We start from the raw sequence: 18,583 nt of genomic DNA, 5'->3' as shown, positions 1-18,583 counted from the left end.
TGGAGATGCGCTCTGACTGCATGAAAGGGCCTCGCTTATGCTATTGTTCCGCCGCGTCGAGCTGTTCGGCGATTTTCCGAATAAGCCCGTCAACCGTACGGGCCTCCATAAATGTGCCCATAGTGAGCTTGATTCCGAGCTGAAGTTCGATGGCCGCGAGTATCCGTAAGGCGGTCAGGGAGGTGCCGCCCGCGCGGAAAAAATCGTCGTTGGCGGCCAGATCGCCGATGCCCAGGGCTTCCCGCCAGATATCAAGCAGAAGCCGCTCGGCTGGAGGCGTATCGTCCTCGCTCGATGCCCGGGGCGGGGAAAGGGGGGGCTGATCGTCATAGTTCAGGGGCAGCCAGTGGCTGTCGGGAGAGAACGTATAGCCGGGCAGGAAAATGTGGGGCGCTTCTTTATCGGGCAGGAGCGGAGAGAAGCCGCACAGAAAAAGCTCACCAAGGACAGACGCCCAGTTTCGGGCGGGCGAGGCTTGCGCGTCCGTCAGGTCAAAGACGGCCGCAGGCCCCGGCAGAGGCGCATTTTTGTCGCGTTCCAGCCGGTATTCAAGAAATGTCAGGGGCGCTCCGTCCGTCATTCCGACCTCTTCGACGGATGCATGGAAAGGCAGCGTGGAGAAGCTGATTCCTGCGTCCGCCGCCCGCCATGCCCGGTTTCCGGCCTGGAACCGTGCAAGCCCGCGCAACCCTTCCTCCCGCGACAGGATGTTTGCCTGACACATACCTGCAATGGCTCCGGTTCCCTGTCCCACGACAGCAGATATGGGCAGCTTCGCCCGGCGCAGAATATCGGACAGCGCATACCCCAAGGCCAGCGCCAGACTTTCTCTGCACAGGACGTTTTCCTCCAACAGGGGAAGGGATGAAGACAGTTGTTCCAGCTTTATTCCCAACGGGGCGAGGCAGAAGGAGAAAACGTCGTGTTGCTCGGGATATTCTCCGAGTAATTTCATCGAGACGGCGAGCAGCCAATCGGCCGACTGCAAGCCGTAGTCCGGATGAACAACCGCGAGGCGTGCCATCTGCGGCGAGGTAGCCATGCGGATGTGCCCGTCGCGCAGGGCGGAAGCCGCCTCATCGGTGGTGGAGACCATGAGCAGGGCCCGGTGGGAAAAATGTTTTCTGTGGCGGCAAAGGGCGGTGCACACAGCAGCCATATCGGCATCGGCATGTCGCGCGAACCATATCTCGAAGGTTTGAAGCTGCCGACACAGGCTGTCATGGTCGGGGGCGCTGAACATAAGGGGGTAGAGGGGCCGAACGTTTCTGTCTTTCACGGCGTTCGGCGGGGCGCTCCGGGCGTGCGGGGACGATATGCCGTTTTCACGGGCCCATGCGGGTGTTTGCTCAACCACAAGGTGGCAGTTGGTGCCCCCAAAGCCGAAAGAACTCACACCGGCAAGGCGCGGCATGTCTTCGGGCCAGTCCGCGCCCTTGAGGCATAGCCGGAACTGGCTGTTTTCAATGTCGATCTCCGGATTGCACTGATGATGATTGACAAGTGGGGGCATATATTCATTTTCGAACATGAGAACGGTTTTGATAAGCGACGCTGTTCCGGCCGAGATGTTAAGATGGCCGATATTGCCCTTTACGGAGCCGATTCGGCAGGGTTGCCGCCTCGGAGCGTCAAAAGCCGCGCGCAGGCCCGCGAATTCGACGGGATCGCCGAGATTTGTGCCAGTGCCATGAGCCTCGACATAGCTTATGTCCGCATTGCTTACGGCTGCGGATCTGTGCGCCATGCGTATGACTTCCGTCTGACCCTTGACGCTGGGCGCGGTGTAACCGGCCTTTCTCGCGCCGTCATTGTTGATTCCATAGCCGCGTATGACCGCCCGGATATGATCGCGTCCGTTGATGGCATCCCCGAGACGGCGCAAAAGCAGCGCGCAGACGCCCTCGCCCATGATCGTGCCGTTGGCGGACGCGTCAAACGGGCGGCAATGCCCGTCGGGCGAAAGAATCCCGCCCGGCTCCGCCCAATAGCCCCAGTGCCGCGGGCTGAAAACGGAAGCGGTGACGACCAGGGCAAGATCGCAACTGTAGTCCAGGAGGCTCTGGCAGCCTGAGGCCACCGCCACAAGCCCCGTGGAGCAGGCCGTGTTGATGTTCAGGCTCGGACCGGTGAGATTCAGTTTGTGGGATATCCATGTGCTGTTGAAACCCTGCCCGCTTAAAACCAGATTTTGACCGAATGCCGCACTCAGGTGATCGCGGACCGTGGGCCGGGTGTGAAAAAGCCAGTAGAAACTCTGAGCCGCACCTGCGAATACGCCCGTAACGCCGGCACGCTCATCGCCCGGGATATGGCCGGCATCCTCAAAGGCATGCCAGGACGTTTCCAGCATCAGCCGCAATTGTGGGTCAAGGGCACGGGCCTCGGCCGGGGTAAAGCCGAAAAAGTTCGCGTCAAACAGGTCCGCTCGGTCTAGCTGCGCGGTGACAGGCACATGGCAGGGATGCTCCATGATCGGAACCGGGCAGTCTTGCGCCGCAAGCTCTTCTCCGGTCATGCGGTGCAGGGTTTCCCGGCCGTCGCGCAAGACATCCCACAGAGCTTCAATGGTATCGGCATCGCGAAAGCGCCCAGCCATGCCCACAATGGCTATGGCGTTGGCATACTCTTCCTGTTCCCAGGGGGAAGTTGCACTCATGAAAACACCTCGTGCTGACGTTTTCTTTGTTGCCGGACTTTGCGCTGGAAGGTTTCCCGGGATGGCACGGGAGCTTCGGAGGGCAACGGGCCGGGAGATGCGGCGTTGTTTGCCAGTGATGCAATGTGCATGTGGAGGTCATTAAGGTTGGAGTAGGTGAATATACCCGCCATGCCGATGTCCACGCCGAGGTTTTGCCGGATTTTGTCCCGAAGAGGCGGAATCAGCACGGAACTGCCTCCCACATCGAAAAAGTTGGCTTCCGGATCAGGATCATCCAGCTCCAGAACTTCCTTCCAGATTTGGACGAGCGTTCGCCAGACTTCGGATGCGCCGTTTTCGGAGGCATGGGCGACAAGACGCGGCGCTGTCGGCAGGCTCGCGGCCAAGACCAGGGGGTGCGGTAACGGCGGGAGTGCATCGCCCTGGCTGACCCTGATGTGCAGATAGCGGGCGGGGTAGGCAAAGCCCTGCATATGTCCGGATGCAATCGCATCCGCCGGGCTTTTCCCTGCAATGACGTTGTCATGGCCGCTTTGCAGCATGCGAAAGATGCGGCTGGCCGCCAGTCGTGCCGTATCCGCATTGCGCCAGACAGGGAGGCACAGGCACAGATGGGTATGCGGGGCAAATTTGTTTTGTCCGGCGAAATAGTCACACAGGGCGTCAAAGTCTTCTCCCGCCATGCCCGCCCGGTGCCGCGAAGAGAACGAGGGCGAGCCTCCATCCCGCAAAAGGCAGATAACCGGCGCTTCCGGAGCCTCCAGATGAAATGGGTGGTAAAATTTTTCTCCCAGTTTTTCCGGGGAAATATGCCTGCCGTTGCCCTGGGGGCTGGGCACGAGATGCAGCAGGCCGCCGGGGAGGGCATCGAAGCTTTGCCGTCCTCGTTCCAGGGCTTGCCTGACGGTCTGGTCGGGAAGTGCCGAATCGGAAGAGCCGGGTTGTTCCAGAAGAAAAAAGCGGGCTGTGGACCGTTGTCGTAGTGCCCGGACCAGCATGCGCCCTTCATCTCCCGCCCCATTTATCAGCAGGCAGAAGCGATCGGGTGCAAAGGGACGATCCCAGTCGGGCACGGAGGCGGCGTCCGGGATGACGGGGCGCGCGAAACGGTCGGCCCCTTGCGTAAAAAGTACATCGCGAGTCAAGGGTTCTGGATCATGGGGATCTGTGGCTTTCACCTCATAGGCGCCGGCAAGTTTTTGTACCTGATCCGCAAAAAAGTCGTTTTCGGCAATGTACAGCCCTTGCCGTGCAAAAGAGCTGTGAGAATAGCGCTGGAAAAAACGCTTCAGAAGCTCTTCTGTCGCGATCGGAAGCAGTGACAGGTAATGCCGGTCAGGACGCAACCTCCGGTTGTGAGAAACCCGGATATGCGGCATTTGCGTCAGTTCGACCGCGTGCGCGTGGGGCAGCCAGGAGGGTATGCGGGAAAGAAGGTTTTTCACAGCATCGGAAGCAACGCTCCCGTCATGCCAGAGGATGCATTCGCCCCGTATATCCAAGAGGGAATCAGACGTTTCAGGAGCTGCGAAAGCAAGGGCCGCATGAGGCGAAGAGCCCGGCGTGTCCGCCAGCAGAAAATCGGTCAGCGCATCAAGGTTCACAGAGCGTCCCTTGAACCAGAGGTGGTCGGCAATGGCGGACGGCAGCGGAATGGACAGCGTATCGGATGACAGGGGCACGGCGCGGAACAGGTTGCCCAGAGCAGCCGGTTCGCCGCAGACGCAGTCCGCGGGAAGGATATTCTTTCCGATGACGGCCCGGCAGAACCGCTCGTCGCCCTGCCAGCCCTGTCCGTCGAGCAATGCTGTTGCCCAGCGCAGGCTGCGGGGGATACGCAAAAAAAGCCGGCAGCGGTCGAGTGCGGACCGGTTTTTTGCCAGAAAGGCGGCTGTGGGCAGATCATCCATGATCCATAGCGATTGCACGCCGTTTTGCAGCAGGCGTAGCGCACTTTCCCAGTTTGTTGTGACGGGAAGCGCGTTTTCGCATATTGCGTCGTCAGGATGGCCCCAGACAGGAATTATTCCCTGAAGCAGGGCGGACAGAGCCACAATGCCGGCGCGGTCGGCATCTTCGTTTTCAAGAAAGCGGATCTGCCCCTGCCCTCCGCTCAGGTTTTGGCAGGTTTCCTCCAGACCCGCCATGAAAGCGTTCGCGTCATAAGCCTGCCATGCAGCCGGACTTTCCCCGTCATTGACCAACAGCGGAGGAATGCCTTTTCCCTCGTGGAAAAGAGCATCTCCAGCCGGAAGGTCCGTGATTTGCAGCAGGTCTTCCCACAGGAGGTTCACAATTTCGCAATATTTTGTTTCCGGCATGGCCGGACGGCTCAAGCTTTTTTCCCCTACCGCGAGGACGCCCAGTGGAGGATGCCGCATAGCTGTTATGAGGGAGGAAACGTCTTCATCCTCATAAGCCAGAGCAAGTGTAATCCCGCCGAGTATGCAGGCTTTTTGCAGCATATGTCGCGCCTGGGTATTGCCTCCCCGCCACAGGCACAGCACTTCCGACGGCCGGGCTGAAGGGAAATGCGTTGCGAGTGCCTGCAGCAGGCGACCCAGAACCGCCGCATTTTCATCTGTGCGCAGGGCGGACAGAAGACGCCGTAGTCCCTTGGCGGGTTCCGCATGCTCTTTCGGCCCAGGATATGGGCGGGCATCGGATGTCAGGCCACGGGCAGTATGTTCTTCGGCATGAGGCAGTGCTTCGCAGGTGCGGGAAAAGTTGTCCATAAGGAGCTGGATACGTTCTTTTTCAAAAAGATCTTCTCTGTATTCCACGTGCAGCCAGGTATTTTCAACGCCGAAATCCCACACGATAAAGGAAAGCTCATGCTCGGTGACAGGATGGTCAGGAAGGCGTACGCGCATTTTTCCGGCATTGCGGCCTGCAAAGGCATTCTGCAGCAGAAACATTATCTGACCGATGGGCTGCCATGCCCGGACACGGGGCAGCCCAAGGGCATCAACAATGGAGCAGAACGGAATATCCTGGTTGTCCAGCGCCGCCAGCACGGCGGCATTGCTTTGCCGGAGCTCTTCGCATAGAGGAGCATCGCCATCCAGCGGGCAATAGAGGGGCAGCACATTGATAAAGCAGCCCACCATCCTCGCGGTACCTTCCAGTTGTTGCCGGTTGGCGGAAACGGTGAGGATGGGAGCGTCCTCCTGCCCGCTCGCGCGGTAGAGCGCCACGCGCAGGGCCGTATGCAGGGCGGCAAAGAGACTGCAACCGTGCCGTGCCGCCCATTGCCGCAGTTCCGTAAGCAGTTCCGGGCGGAGGCGCGTTTGGATAAGCCCGCAGCTCCGGACGGAGTCGTTGCCTCGGGCGACTTTTGTGGGAAAGGCGTGTGGAGCGGACCCGAGGGGCAGCACGTTGCGCCAGTATGCGTCCTGTTTTTCCCGGACGGCTGGCAGCAGGATCTCTGCGGCCCATGCGGCGTAGTCCGTATACTGAAGCTCCTGTTGCCGCTGCGCGGCTGCAATGGATCCGGCTTCAGGCGAGAGGAGTCTTTGCCAGTCTTCAAGAAGTATCCCAACCGACCATCCGTCCATGATCAGGTGATCCACGCAGAGTACAAAAGCGGCCCTTTGCTCCGGCACAGCCACATAGGACGCCCGTATCAAGGGGTCGGAAGCCATGGAGAAGGGGGTTCTTTTATATGCTTCCAGAATTTCAGCAATCTTGTCGTTGAAATTCTCCGGCGAAGTCTGGTGGATCTCAGGACGTACAGGGCGTCGCACGTCCAGAAACTGCTCCGGTTTGCCGCCAGTAGAAATCCTGATGGACAGGCGCAACGCCCCGTGAATCTCAAGCAGCTTTTCAAAGGACGCCATAACCTCCTGCTCCGTAGGAACAAAAAGCAGATCGAGAACTCCCGTCTGGTTCAGCACATTGGTATTGTCGCGCTCGTCAAGGTGCAGATTGTACAGTCCCAGCTGATAGGGGGACAGAGGGGCTTTTTCCGCATAACGAGTAGAAGGCGGCGGCAAGCGCTGGACAGGAGAGGCATTCGCGCTTTCGAGCCGTCTGAGAAGCATACGCGAGCCGCGCTTGAGTTCCATGCGCAGATCCGGCGTCAATGCGCTGGCCGGATTCACAAGAAGTCGTCCGTTTTTCCCTTCAACCTGTATGTTGCGGTCCGCGCACCGGCGGAGGATGTCTTCCGCTCTCATTGTTCGTCTCCCACAGCTTTCTCAAGAGAAGAAGGCCGTCTTGTGCGCCTGTGGAAAGAAAACCTGACCGGCTCCGTTTTTGGGGCGTCATGAAACGTGTTCACACCGGAATTCCGGGCACTCTCGACATAGGCCTGTACTTTGGCGGCGGTATTGTCTTCAAGAAGCAGACTGAACGGTACCGGGACCTGTGTCGCCTGTCTGATCTCACCGATGAGGCGCGCGGCCTTGATGGAGGTGCCACCCGCATCGAAAAAGGAATCCTGGAGCCTGTAGTCACAGTTGCCGAGAACTTCGCGGAACATCCCGAGGATACTGCCGTCTTCGACCAGCGTGGGAGTTGGCACCGTGGGAAGGCGGCTGCGGTCAACTTTGCCGTGCGTGTTCAGGGGCAGACTGTCCACCAGGATGTAGTGCCTGGGAACCATGTATTCGGGCAGACGGGCAAGCATGTGATCTTTCAGACCGGCCACGAAACGTGCCCGAAGATTCCGGTCGGTCAGCATCTCGGGGGATTCGGGCGTGACATAGGCGACAAGTTCTCTGTCGGCGCCCTGCGTGAGGGAGATAAAGGCCATTTTTACATCCGGCGCCCCCATGGCTGTGGAGCAGATTTCTCCAAGTTCCACGCGGCGTCCGGATATTTTTATCTGGTTGTCCTTTCTGCCGAAGACCGTCAGGCTGCCGTGTTCGTCCAGGGTTCCATAGTCGCCGGTCCGGTAAACGGGTCCCTCGAGGTACGGCAAGTGCACAAAGGCGCGGCCCGTCCGCTTCGCATCCCCGATGTAGCCCAGACCCACGCATGGTCCGCTTATGATCACTTCGCCCACGGAACCGGGCGGAAGCGGGCGCATGTCGTCGTCCACGATAAGTATTCCGGCGGCTGCAATGGGGCGGCCCGCAGGAACTACGGCAGGTTCAAGGCTTTTCGGGGTGATACTCTCCCGCGTGACGTATATGGTGCATTCCGCCGGTCCGTAGCAGTTGTGGATAGTGGTGCCGGGGCATGCCGCGCATACCTTCATGATGGCTTCGCGATTGGGCATTTCGCCGCAAATGCATACGTCGCGCATGCTTTTCAGGGTCGTAACGTCCTGTGTGGACAGAATGTTGAAAACTCCAGTGGAGAGTATGGCCCAACAAATGTCGTAGCGGCTGATGTGGGATTTGAGGCGTTCCGCATCCAGGGATACTTCGGTTTCCGTTACAATGATCGTTCCGGCATGCAGAAGGCTACCCCAGACCTCCATCATGGAAAGGTCGAATGTGACGGCGATGACGTGCGCCATGCGGTCATGTTTTCGCACGCCGTATTCCGAGGGATTTTGCAGTACTGCGTATGTGTTGGCATGGGTCAGGGCGACGCTCTTGGGTTCTCCGGTGGAACCCGAAGTGTGGATGACATACAGAGGCAGGGATTCTTCATCGCGGGATTTTTGGACACGTATCTCAATAGCGGGGGCGTTGTCCGGCATGTCCAAAAAATCCGCAACATCCAGCACCTCGACCGGCAGGTCCCGTGGAATGATTGCCGCGCAATCCCCGCCGGTGAGCACGACCTTTATGCTGCAGCGGCGCAGGATGCCCTGAATTCTCGCCGGGGGCCAGTCCAGCCCGATAGGGGCATAGGCGATGCCCGCCTTTGCCGCTCCCAGCCAGCAGGCCACGTTGCCGATCGAACGGGGCAGCAGCACACCCACAACCTTGACCGGCTGCTCAGGAGTTTGGGAGTATGACCGCTGCAGGCGCGCCGCAATGCGGTTGGACACTGCATCAAGCTCTGCATAGGTGATGCTCTGTTCTCCGTCCACTACGGCTTCCTGATCGGGGAAAAGCCGTGCATTTTCCAGAAATGAAGCGATGAGTCTTGTCTTGTTCAGTTCCAGCGATGCGTTGTTATTGCACATGATGTTCACCCACGTGTGCGACACATCCCGTGATCACGTTGAATTGACTTACGCAGCAACAAAAAGATTTTTCCGGAGTACCCGCCCAAGCCACGGATACGACCCCTTCTTCCACGCTGTTCGCCAAGTGGACAAAACGCACCGGCGCGGGGCGGCCGTCGATGCGGATGCTGCCGGTACTCATATCCGTTTCCATGGAAGGAAAATGGAGCAAAAGTCCCAGTCCAAGGACTTTTGAAACGGCTTCCTTGGCAGTCCAGAGCCGAAGAAACTGATGTGCCGGGCGTCCGGCTTGCGCCATGCGCTGCTGTTCATTTTCATGGCATACCAGGGGGATCAGGGCCTGCCAGTCGCCCAGATGTTCTTGAAGCTCCACATCCACTCCACAGCGTCCGTGGCGGCAGAAAGCAATAGCGGCCCATGGCCAGGAATGGGAAATGTTAAAGTCGCAGAAGGCGTCGGCGACAAGGTAGGGTCTACCGTAATTACTGGAGGCGAAAAGCCACTCATGCGGCAAACGGCGGCCTTTTTCCAGGCTTAATAACATGCGCAGTGCAGCATGGGACGCCATATACAGGATTCCGTCATTCAGTCGGTGAAAACGAAGCGCTTTGTATTGTTCCTGTGGGGAAAGCAGGGCAAAAGCCCGGCCCAGCGCGGACGCCGGATCTTCACGTTCCAGCAACGCCTCCAGGCCGTGCCCCTGCTGCGCCGGAGAGGCCAAGTCCATCAGGTCGCGGGCGTGGGTAAGGTATACGTGCACTTTCTCCTCGCCTTCAGTCTCTGTATCAAAGGGGGCCGGACGCAGGACAACATGCTGCTTGGCCGGATTTTCCCGTGGGCTTTTCATGTCAGCTCTCCTTGCGATGGGCATGCTGCATTTCAGACCCGATCCAAGATATCGCATGATCCGACATGGGGCTGCTCATGTTTGTATTTTTTTTATCCCAAAAAAATTATGGGCATTTTTAATTAATATATGGATAGTTATCATTCATATATGGCCGTGAATATTTTGTTATTATGGGCAAAAAAATAACCAAAATGGGCATGACAGCGAGTGCATCGCGTGTATCATCGACAAACATTCTCACATTGCTTTGTGAGGATTGTTTTTACCATCCAGTAAGAGAGGAGTCATGGCAACAGATCTGCTCAGACGCTTTACAGAGGTAGCGCGCTCCAACCCAGGCGTCCCGGCGGTTATGGGGCCTGACCTGTGCCTGTCGTTTTCGGATCTCGATTTGCTTTCCGACAGAGCCGCCGCAATTTTTACCCGTGCCGGCGATGCCGGGATTCTGCAGGGAGAGATGCCATACTCGATAGATACCTTGCCGGTCATCGGGTTCTATCACTGCCGCTCGGCGCGGCATGTCGTGGCTGCGGTGGGGGCCGCCAAAGCAGGCATTCCCTATATGCCCCTGGGCTGCGACTGGCCGGACAACCGTCTGAAAGCGGTCAGGGGCAACTGTCGCATGTGCCTGCTTGTGTGCGACAAGGAGGGTATGTCCGTGTCCGGCTGGGGCGGTGAAACGCCCGTTGTTTATACCGATGATCTGTTTGGAGCCGAGAAGGTTGTTTCAGCCTGGAGCAGAGTGGAAATGAGAGATGTGATGCGGGCCCGGTATGGGGATATGCCCCCGCCGCTGTATGTCATCCACACCTCGGGCTCCACCGGAACACCCAAGGGGGTGGCCCTGCCCCATGACGGCATTTGCGCCAATTTTGTCGGCTCACGTGGCATGCCCGGATTCAGCGCCGGCAAGAGAGTGCTTTACGGAGGGGCACTTACTTTTGATCTTTCCATTATAGAGCTCTGGATCAGTCTGCTGAACGGCTGCACGCTCGTGCTCACCCCGGAAGAAACGCTGCTTGATGCCCATAGTCTGAAAATGCATCTGAAAAAATGGGAGATCAATACGGCAGCCATGCCTGTAAGCGTCATGAGCGCGCTTGCCGCACAGGATGAAAGCGTTTTCAGCGGTCTTGAAGTCCTGATTTTCGGCGGAGAATTGCCCAATAAGGGTCGTATAGAAAAGATCATGCGCGCCTGCCCCGGCATCGTAATGAACAACTCTTACGGGGCGGCGGAAACCTGCGCGGTCGCCGCCGCCGGGAACATAAGTCTTCCTCTGCCCGAAGGTCCCCTTGCAGTGGGAAAACCCTTTGGCGATGCCGAGTTGCTGGTCGTGGATGACGATCTTGCGCCTCTGCCTGCAGGACAGGTGGGGGAACTGCTTATCGGCGGTCCGGGCGTGGGGCTTGGGTATATAAATGATCCGGAACGGACGGCCCGTTGCTTTGTGATTGACCCCCGAAGCGGAAAACGCTGCTACCGGACAGGTGATATGGCCTATCTGCAACCCGACGGGCGGCTTGTTCTGGTGGGGAGAAGAGATGCGCAGTTCAAGATCGGGGGCAAAAGGGTGGACCCCGATGAAATCAGTTCGGCCGTCATGCGCCAACCCTGTGTGTCCAATGTGCATGTCGCCTTTGTGCGCGGGGACTACCCGACCATTGTCGCCTATGTGGTGGCCCACGGCTCCGCGTTCGGCATGGAACCCGGGATTTTCGCTGAGAACCTGCGCAAGGTTCTTGCGGAAGAACTTCCCGCCCATCTCGTTCCCGGGCACATCCTTGTTGTGGAATCCATTCCGCTGACCGCCCACGGCAAAGTTGATCAAAAGCGCCTGCCGGCACCCCCTGCCGTGAAACCATCTTCCTCAGGTGGTGACGTTTGCGCGGCCTTTCAGGCAGTGTTGCGGTCTGAAGCTTTCAGCGAAAATGACGCTTTCTTTGATCACGGCGGCACATCATTGCTTGCCGCGCAACTGATTGCCGTTTTCCGCTCCGTCTTTCAGGTGGCGGTTCCTTTCAGACTTTTTTCACATCCGCGCACCGCCTATGTGGTCAGGCTTTTCATTGAAAATGCCAGAATGAACGGCCCGGCGGCCGCCGGGAGCGGTGCGGGAGCGCGGCTCCTGCCCGTCCGCGGCACAGGGCTTAATGCCCAGGACGAACTGACCGTCAAGATTTAGGGGTATGCCATGAATGCCGGGTATCCAGCGGAACTTCTCGAATTTGTTTTTGAACTGCGCAGTCAGGGCATAGTCTTATATGCTGAAGAGGGGGAGATTGTCTGCCGCGGCCCGCGAGAGGCCCTGACAAGCAGTCGTCTGGATACTCTCAGGCTGCGCAAGCGGGAGCTTTTGCAATTGCTTGAGGAAGAAGAGAGGGCCCTGCGGCAGGAGATTCCGGAACTCAGTCCGGATGTCCAAAACCGTTTTATGCCCTTTCCGCTGACGGACAACCAACAGGCATACTGGATCGGGCGCGGAGACACGCTGCAATATGGGCAGGTGGGCATTCACGCATACTTTGAGCTTGAGGTCCCGAGCCTTGATGTGGAGCGCCTGGAAAAATGCCTGAATACGCTGGTGCAGCGACATGACATGCTGCATGCAGTGGTCGTCGGAGACGGCATGCAGCGCATCCTGAGGGAATATTCCCCCATCAGGATAATGCGTACGGACGCCTCGGACCTGTCTGCGCGGGAAGCGGACAAGACGCTGGACTCCATCCGCCGCGATTTGTCCTGCCGCTGCTATTCACTCGAAACATGGCCTCAGTGTGCGTTTCACGCGGTGCGGCTGCCGGACGGAACTGACATTCTTTTTGCCAGCCAGGACACATGGTGCCTGGACGGGCAGAGTTACCGCGTGCTCATGGAAGAATTGACCGCCCTGTATCACGGCCTGACGCTACCTCCCCCGCCGGGCTTGAGCTTCAGGGATTATGTACTTGCCGTGCAGTCCTTCCGGAATTCCTCCGCCTATCAGGCCAGTTTTTCCTACTGGAAAACCAAAGTGACCACCCTGCCGGCAGCACCCATGCTGCCGCTTGAAAAAAAGCGGGGCTATCGTCCGGAGGCCCGTGGCTCCGGTAAAAAGAGCTCGAACGACCCCGTGAAGTCCTATCGTCTGGAAGCAAGACTTTCGGAAGCAGAGCTTAAAACGCTGAGAAATTCCTTGCGCGGCAAGGGAGTGACCTTGGCCGCCTTTTTGCTTGCCTGCTATGCGGAGACCCTGGGGCACTGGTCCGAAGAACCCGCGTTCACCATCAATGTGCCCTGGGGCAACAGGCTGCCCGTGCATGCGGATGTGAATGCGTGCGTTGGTGAATTCGCCAGCATGACGCTGGTAAAATACGACTGCATGGCGGGCGGGAGTCTTCTGGAAAGGACCCGTCTTGTCATGGCGCAACTGCTGGAAGACCTGCAATATTGCCATGTGTCGGGAGTGGCCATCCTGCGTGAATGGCGTCAGGCCAATGCATTGGGGCCGGAAGCCTGCATGCCCTTTGTTTTTACAAGTGAAACGGATGCGGGAGAGGGTGCGAGCTCTTCCTGGATGGAACCCCTTGAACGCATAGGTCGTATCCGCAAGGGGCTCAGCCAGACGCCGCAAGTTTGGATTGATGCCCAGTATGCCGTGGTGCGCGGAGAACTGCGCCTTTCATGGGATATTCTGGATGGCGTTTTCCCCGAAGGGCTTGCGGAAAACATGTTTGCCGCTTTTGAGGCCCTGGTACGCGCCTGCGCCGACAGGGACGGCATCTGGCATGAAGCATTTCCCCTGTCTGTTCTTGCCCTCCCTGTCCTGTACAGTTTGACCTGGGGTGGAGATTGCTCGATTGCCGACATGGACGTTGCCGCCGTTATTGACGAATTTTCATCCACGCGCGCGGAGTATGTCTGCATTGAGGATGTCCGGGGCGCTCTCATGTGGCGTGACGTGCCCGCACTCGTGTGCGGCGCATCAGCACGAATGTGCGAGGCTGGCCTCAAACCCGGCGAAGGGGTGGCCATTCTTTTGGAAAAAGGCCGCTGGCAGAGCATCATGCCTTTTGCCGTGAAATCTGCCGGGGGCGTGTGCATTCCGCTGGATGTGGAAAGCCCCGTTGAGCGGCTGGAAGAAATCGTGCGGCGTTGCGGCGCGGCCATGGTTGTGACCGACGCGTCGCTTCGGGAAAAAGCGGCGGCCTTCGGCCTGCCCATCCTGGATGTGGCATCGGGTGAACCGGTGCGCACAGCCCTGCCGACCGGGCGGCGAGTGTGGGACAAGAGCGTCTTCTGCGTCATCCACACATCGGGCAGCACCGGCGTCCCCAAGGGAGTGGAACTGCCTTTTGCCGGTATTCTCAACGTGCGCGCCCACATGGGCAGGCTGGGGCTGGGGGCCGATGACGTGGTTCTCGCCCTGTCGCCCCTGCAACACGACATGTCCATACCGGAGTATATGGGCAATATGCTGTGCGGCATGCGCGCGGTTTATCCCGATCCCCGCCTGCGCAAGGATCCCCGGCACTGGTTTGAGCTGATCGAAAAGCACGGCGTGACGTTCTGGCATACCGTGCCCGCCATGCTGACCATGCTTGTGGATTATTGCCGCGGACTGTCTGAAGAAAAGGTCAAAAGCGTTCTGGCATCATTACGTGTCGTATGCCTCGGCGGCGACTGGACGCCGCTGGAAACCGCACGGACGCTGTTCCGGCTGGCGCCCGGAGCAAAGATCGTTACGGTTGGGGGCCCCACGGAAATAACAATCTGGAATGTCACCCATACGGTAACCAGGGTGGAGGATTGCTGGAACAGCCTGCCGTATGGAACCCCCATAGCCAATTGCGGCTGCCGCGTCGTGGACGCGGCAGGCAATATCCGCCCGCGCGGGGTGGTGGGGGAAATGTGCTGCACGGGGCCTTTTATGTCGCCGGGATATTCCAATGACGATCGCCTGACCCAACAGCTTTTTCCCACCTGCGGGAAAAATGGCGAGCGCCTGTTCAAAACGGGCGATATGGTCCGTATGCATGCTGACGGCGTTTTGGAATTCGTGGGGCGCAAGGACAATCGGGTCAAAATTGGCGGTTACCGCATCGAACTGAGCGAAGTCGAACACCATCTTCAGACCTTTCCCGCCGTGGAGGAAGCTGTGGTTCTCGCCAGGACCGGCCCGGCAGGTTCTCCTGTCATGGTTGCCTGGGTCAGGGGGAGAGAAGGCAAAGATATTTGTCTGAAGGAGCTTCGAGCCCATCTTATGCGCTTTCTTCCTTCGTACATGATTCCGCCATTTATCGGCTTGTGTTCGTCTTTTCCGGTGACCTCCAACGGCAAGGTAGACAGAAAGGCCATTCTTGAATGGCAACTGCCCCGGACTGGCGAGGACGTGCGGCTGGATACGCCGCTGCGCTCAACCTTGGCAAAAGTATGGGAAGAATTGCTTGGCCGCAGGCCTGAATCAGAAACAAGCAATTTTTTTGAATGCGGCGGCGACTCCATTACGGCCATTCGTCTGCTCAACAAACTCATGTCCGCCGGTTTTCCGCATCTGGGCATACTGAGCGTATTCCAGCACCCTTCATTTGCGGCGCTTGTCGGATATATAGCCAGCTTGGGTGCGGGGGAGGAGCGTAACAAACTGCCTTCCCTCAGTGAGGCGGCGCAGTTGCAAAGTGCTTCCGGCCTGTACCCTGCTTCGCGCGCGCAGCAACGTATCCACGTGGACGAAATGATTCAGCCTGTCAGCGGGCTGTACAATCTGCCTTTCATGTTCAGTCTGCGGGGTCGGATCGACACTGACCGCATTATTGCCGCGTTCGGGACGGCGATAAACGCGAATCCGGCATTGCGCACTGTTTTTGAAGAGAGGCCGGACGCGGCCGGGGGCATGCTGCTTGTTCAGCGGGTGCTGCCTCGGATTGAAGCGCCTTTTGAGGTGCTGGATCTGCGAAACCTCTCCCCGGACAGCGCCGCCGGCAGGTGGGCGGACGCCGCCAGGAAGAGAGGGGCGGAGGCGCTGAATATGCTGGAGGGGCCTCTTGTACGGGGAACCCTTGCCCTCATGCCGGTGGAAGAGGGGCAAGCCCAGGCCGCCGAGCTGCTGCTTGTGGTCCACCATGCGGTTTTTGACGGCTGGTCCATGAAGATCTTTCTGGCCCAGTGGCGCTTGGCCATGGAAGGCATGGAAGTGCCCATGGCAAAATATTCATATGGCGATTTTGCCTGCTGGGAACGTCTGCCGGAAGTCATGGACGCCATGCAGAAGCACACGGACGCCTATGCTGCGGCCCTGCGCAGCCTGGATGCGCAGCCGGCTTCTTTTCACGCAAGCCTGGCCGGGGCAAGGCCACAGGCGAGAGAGGGAGGCGGAAGTCACAGTTTCTTTCGGCATACCCTTCCTCATGCTCTGGCAGAGCAGGTGCGTCGGGCGGCGGCGCAGGAAAAAGTAACGCCCTTTATTTTCCTTCTGGCCGGTTTCGCCCTCGTGGCCTCACGCTACTCTGGAAGTGAGCGCATTCTTCTGGGCACCTACTCGGCGCAGCGTTTTCTTCCCGACCTGGAAAGTATCGTGGGTATGCTGGTCAACCCGCAGCCCCTGGCTTTTGATTTTGCCGGAGCCCAAACCTTTGAAGATATTCTGGAAGCCGCCCATAAGGGACTGATGTTGGCCAAGCAACATGAGCTCGCCCCTTTTGAACTGCTGGTAAGAAGCGACGACTCAAGCATGGAATCCGCCGGAAAGACATTTTTCTCCATAACGTTCAGCCAGGACAATACCGACAAAAGCCTGGTCAGGGCCGGGGACGTGACCTTATCCATTGCGGCGGGAGGAGAACACAAGAGCGGTATGGACATGGAGGTTGCTCTGCATGAGGCCGATGGCGGCTTGAGCTTCGTTGTGGTGTTTGATGAGGCCGTGATGGAGCACAGACATGTGGAAAATCTGTTTGCCAGGCTGGAGTATGTCGTTGCTCAATGCGCCCGCCAACCGGATATGGCTCTTTCAGAAATGCGATATTGCCTTGACCGGGATGAGGTGCTGCTTGAGAGCGTGAACTGCCAGGCGGCCGTCCCCCTGCGGCATGCATCCCTGTGGGACTGGTTTGTTGAGACGGCACGCCGCCATCCGTATCAGGTCGCGATTATGGAGTATGCGGGCCGGGACCGCCGGGAATACAGTTACCTTGAGTTATTTTCACGGGCCGTAGGCATGGCGGAAACAATGAAAAACCTTGTCCCCGCCCTTTCAGCCGAAACTCCCTTGGAGCATTCACGCCTCATCGCACTCTACATGCCGCGAGGAGCCGAGCTTGCGGCGTCCATGCTTGCGGCATGGCGACTGGGAGCGGCGGTCATGCCTATAAGCGTCACGTTGCCCGCCGAAAGAGCGCTTTCCATACTGGAGCACGCCAGTCCCGTTGCACTTGTGGCAAACTGTCCGCAAGACTTGGCAGGACTTTGGGGCCGGTGCCTGGAAAGGGCTTTCACAGGTCCTGTTGTGCTGGGGAGCGATATTGTGCAGGGAAACGCCGGAGCAGCGGTTCTCGCGGTCGAACGCCCAGCCGGGATGTTGGAGCGAACTGCCTGGGTGATCTTCACCTCCGGTTCCACCGGCAGGCCCAAGGGAGTGGCTCTCTCCCATGCCGGTCTTGTGGGAAGGCTTGAATGGGGAGAAAAATTAATGCCGCCAACCGTGCAGGACAAGGGATGCTCCAAGACGGACATGGCATTCGGCGACTGCTTTTGCGAGATTTTCGGGCCGCTGTTTTATGGCTTCCCTGTGTTTTTCATGGAAGAAAAAAGCATCGCCCATGTGGATACGCTGTATGAAATTTTGAAGACCGAAAAAATCACGCGGCTTGTGGCGGTGCCGAGCCTGCTGCGTGAATTTGCCGCCATGGCGGAACGAGGAAAGGGGACTCTAGACGCCTTGCGGCATATTGTGTCCAGCGGCGAACCTCTGCCTTCTGCTTTGGCGCACCGCCTACAACGCGCCTTCCCTTCAGCGAAAATCTATAATTTCTACGGCAGTACCGAGATAACCTGCGATGCCTCATGGCATCTCTGTTCTTCATCCCTCACGGGCACATCAGCTGTCCCGGCCGGAAAACCCATCGCCGGTGGCCGTATCCTTCTCATGGACAAGACCAGAGCCGTGCTTCCTCCCGGCATGCGCGGGGAAATCTGCGTATGCGGCAGAATGGTTTGCCAGGGCTATCTTCAGGAAAACGGCAGCATAATCAAAACAGACGTCTTTTTCAGGCATAAGGAAGAACCCGCCTTTGGCACCGGTGATATGGGAGTCTGGACGGAAGACGGGAATCTGATTTGCCTTGGAAGAACTGACCGGCAGATCAAGATCCGTGGACAAAAGATCGCTCCTCAGGAAGTGGAAGGGCTGCTTCTTGCTCTGCCCGGCGTTCAGCAGGCCTCGGTGCTCTGCATGGATGACAATGGTCACGACAGCCTTGTGGCATGCCTTGCAGCTGACTGCGGAAATATGCCCCGCGTGGAAAAAATGCCTGTGTTGGAGCTCTTGCCGGCGGCCCTGCGCTTGCAACTGGAGGGAAGGCTGCCTGCCGCTTTCATCCCACGTTATGTTCTCTGGATGGAAGATATGCCGCGTATCCATACGGGAAAAATCGACCATGCCGCTTTGCGCTCCATGTGCAAAGAAGAAATGACGCGACTGGCCGAGCGGAGCAGGGAACAACCGTCCGAATTCGATTCCGGGGTGGCCAAGGCCCTTAGCGGCTGGTGGAGCGATGTGCTCCATGTTCAACCGGGGAGTGACAGCAATTTTTTCAGCGATGGGGGAAATTCCCTGCTGGCGGTACGGCTGGTCCATTTCATGGAAAAAGAGTTCGGCGTTTCAATGCAGGTGCGCCAGATTTATAGCTTAATTTGTTTTTCTGGGATGGTAACCTACATTGAAGAACAACAACGCGGCAGTGTCGGCGAATGGGAAGAGATTTGACAGTAAAGCGACTGCATACCG

At 58.3% G+C, this 18,583-nt stretch carries 6 protein-coding genes; 2 read left to right on the top strand and 4 right to left on the bottom strand.

Translation table 11 applies throughout. From position 1 onward, the window contains the following. Positions 1 to 40: 40 nt before the first annotated feature. The 4 genes from HMPREF0326_RS11145 to HMPREF0326_RS11130 all read right to left on the bottom strand — a co-directional run bounded on the left by HMPREF0326_RS11145 (position 41) and on the right by HMPREF0326_RS11130 (position 9,654). Positions 41 to 2,659, bottom strand: coding sequence for a beta-ketoacyl synthase N-terminal-like domain-containing protein (locus tag HMPREF0326_RS11145; RefSeq protein WP_008683728.1), 2,619 nt, complete (start codon positions 2,657 to 2,659; stop codon positions 41 to 43). Further along, entirely contained in the window at positions 2,656 to 6,729 is a 4,074-nt protein-coding gene (locus HMPREF0326_RS11140) for a condensation domain-containing protein (RefSeq protein WP_232224933.1), read from the bottom strand. The genes HMPREF0326_RS11145 and HMPREF0326_RS11140 overlap by 4 nt, the downstream gene beginning before the upstream one ends. A 107-nt stretch (positions 6,730 to 6,836) precedes the next feature. Continuing rightward, positions 6,837 to 8,747, bottom strand: a complete 1,911-nt coding sequence (locus HMPREF0326_RS11135) for a non-ribosomal peptide synthetase (RefSeq protein ID WP_020990538.1) — start codon at positions 8,745 to 8,747, stop codon at positions 6,837 to 6,839. Beyond that, complete coding sequence (locus HMPREF0326_RS11130) at positions 8,737 to 9,654, bottom strand: 4'-phosphopantetheinyl transferase family protein (protein ID WP_232224932.1); 918 nt, start codon at positions 9,652 to 9,654, stop codon at positions 8,737 to 8,739. The genes HMPREF0326_RS11135 and HMPREF0326_RS11130 overlap by 11 nt, the downstream gene beginning before the upstream one ends. Positions 9,655 to 9,886: 232 nt before the next feature. On the opposite strand from HMPREF0326_RS11130, the gene HMPREF0326_RS11125 reads away from it, so the two are divergent. Both HMPREF0326_RS11125 and HMPREF0326_RS11120 read left to right on the top strand, forming a co-directional pair. Further along, positions 9,887 to 11,785 (top strand): non-ribosomal peptide synthetase, encoded by a 1,899-nt coding sequence (locus HMPREF0326_RS11125; RefSeq protein ID WP_008683732.1) that lies wholly within the window; start codon positions 9,887 to 9,889, stop codon positions 11,783 to 11,785. 9 nt (positions 11,786 to 11,794) lie between these two features. Further along, positions 11,795 to 18,562 (top strand): non-ribosomal peptide synthetase, encoded by a 6,768-nt coding sequence (locus HMPREF0326_RS11120; RefSeq protein ID WP_008683733.1) that lies wholly within the window; start codon positions 11,795 to 11,797, stop codon positions 18,560 to 18,562. The last annotated feature ends 21 nt before the right edge of the window (positions 18,563 to 18,583 follow it).

It is taken from the genome of Desulfovibrio sp. 3_1_syn3 (genome assembly GCF_000145315.2).
Classification (GTDB): Bacteria; Desulfobacterota; Desulfovibrionia; order Desulfovibrionales; family Desulfovibrionaceae; genus Desulfovibrio; species Desulfovibrio fairfieldensis.
Note: the sequence above shows the minus strand (reverse complement) of the source record. Positions and strands in the feature narration are given on the sequence as shown.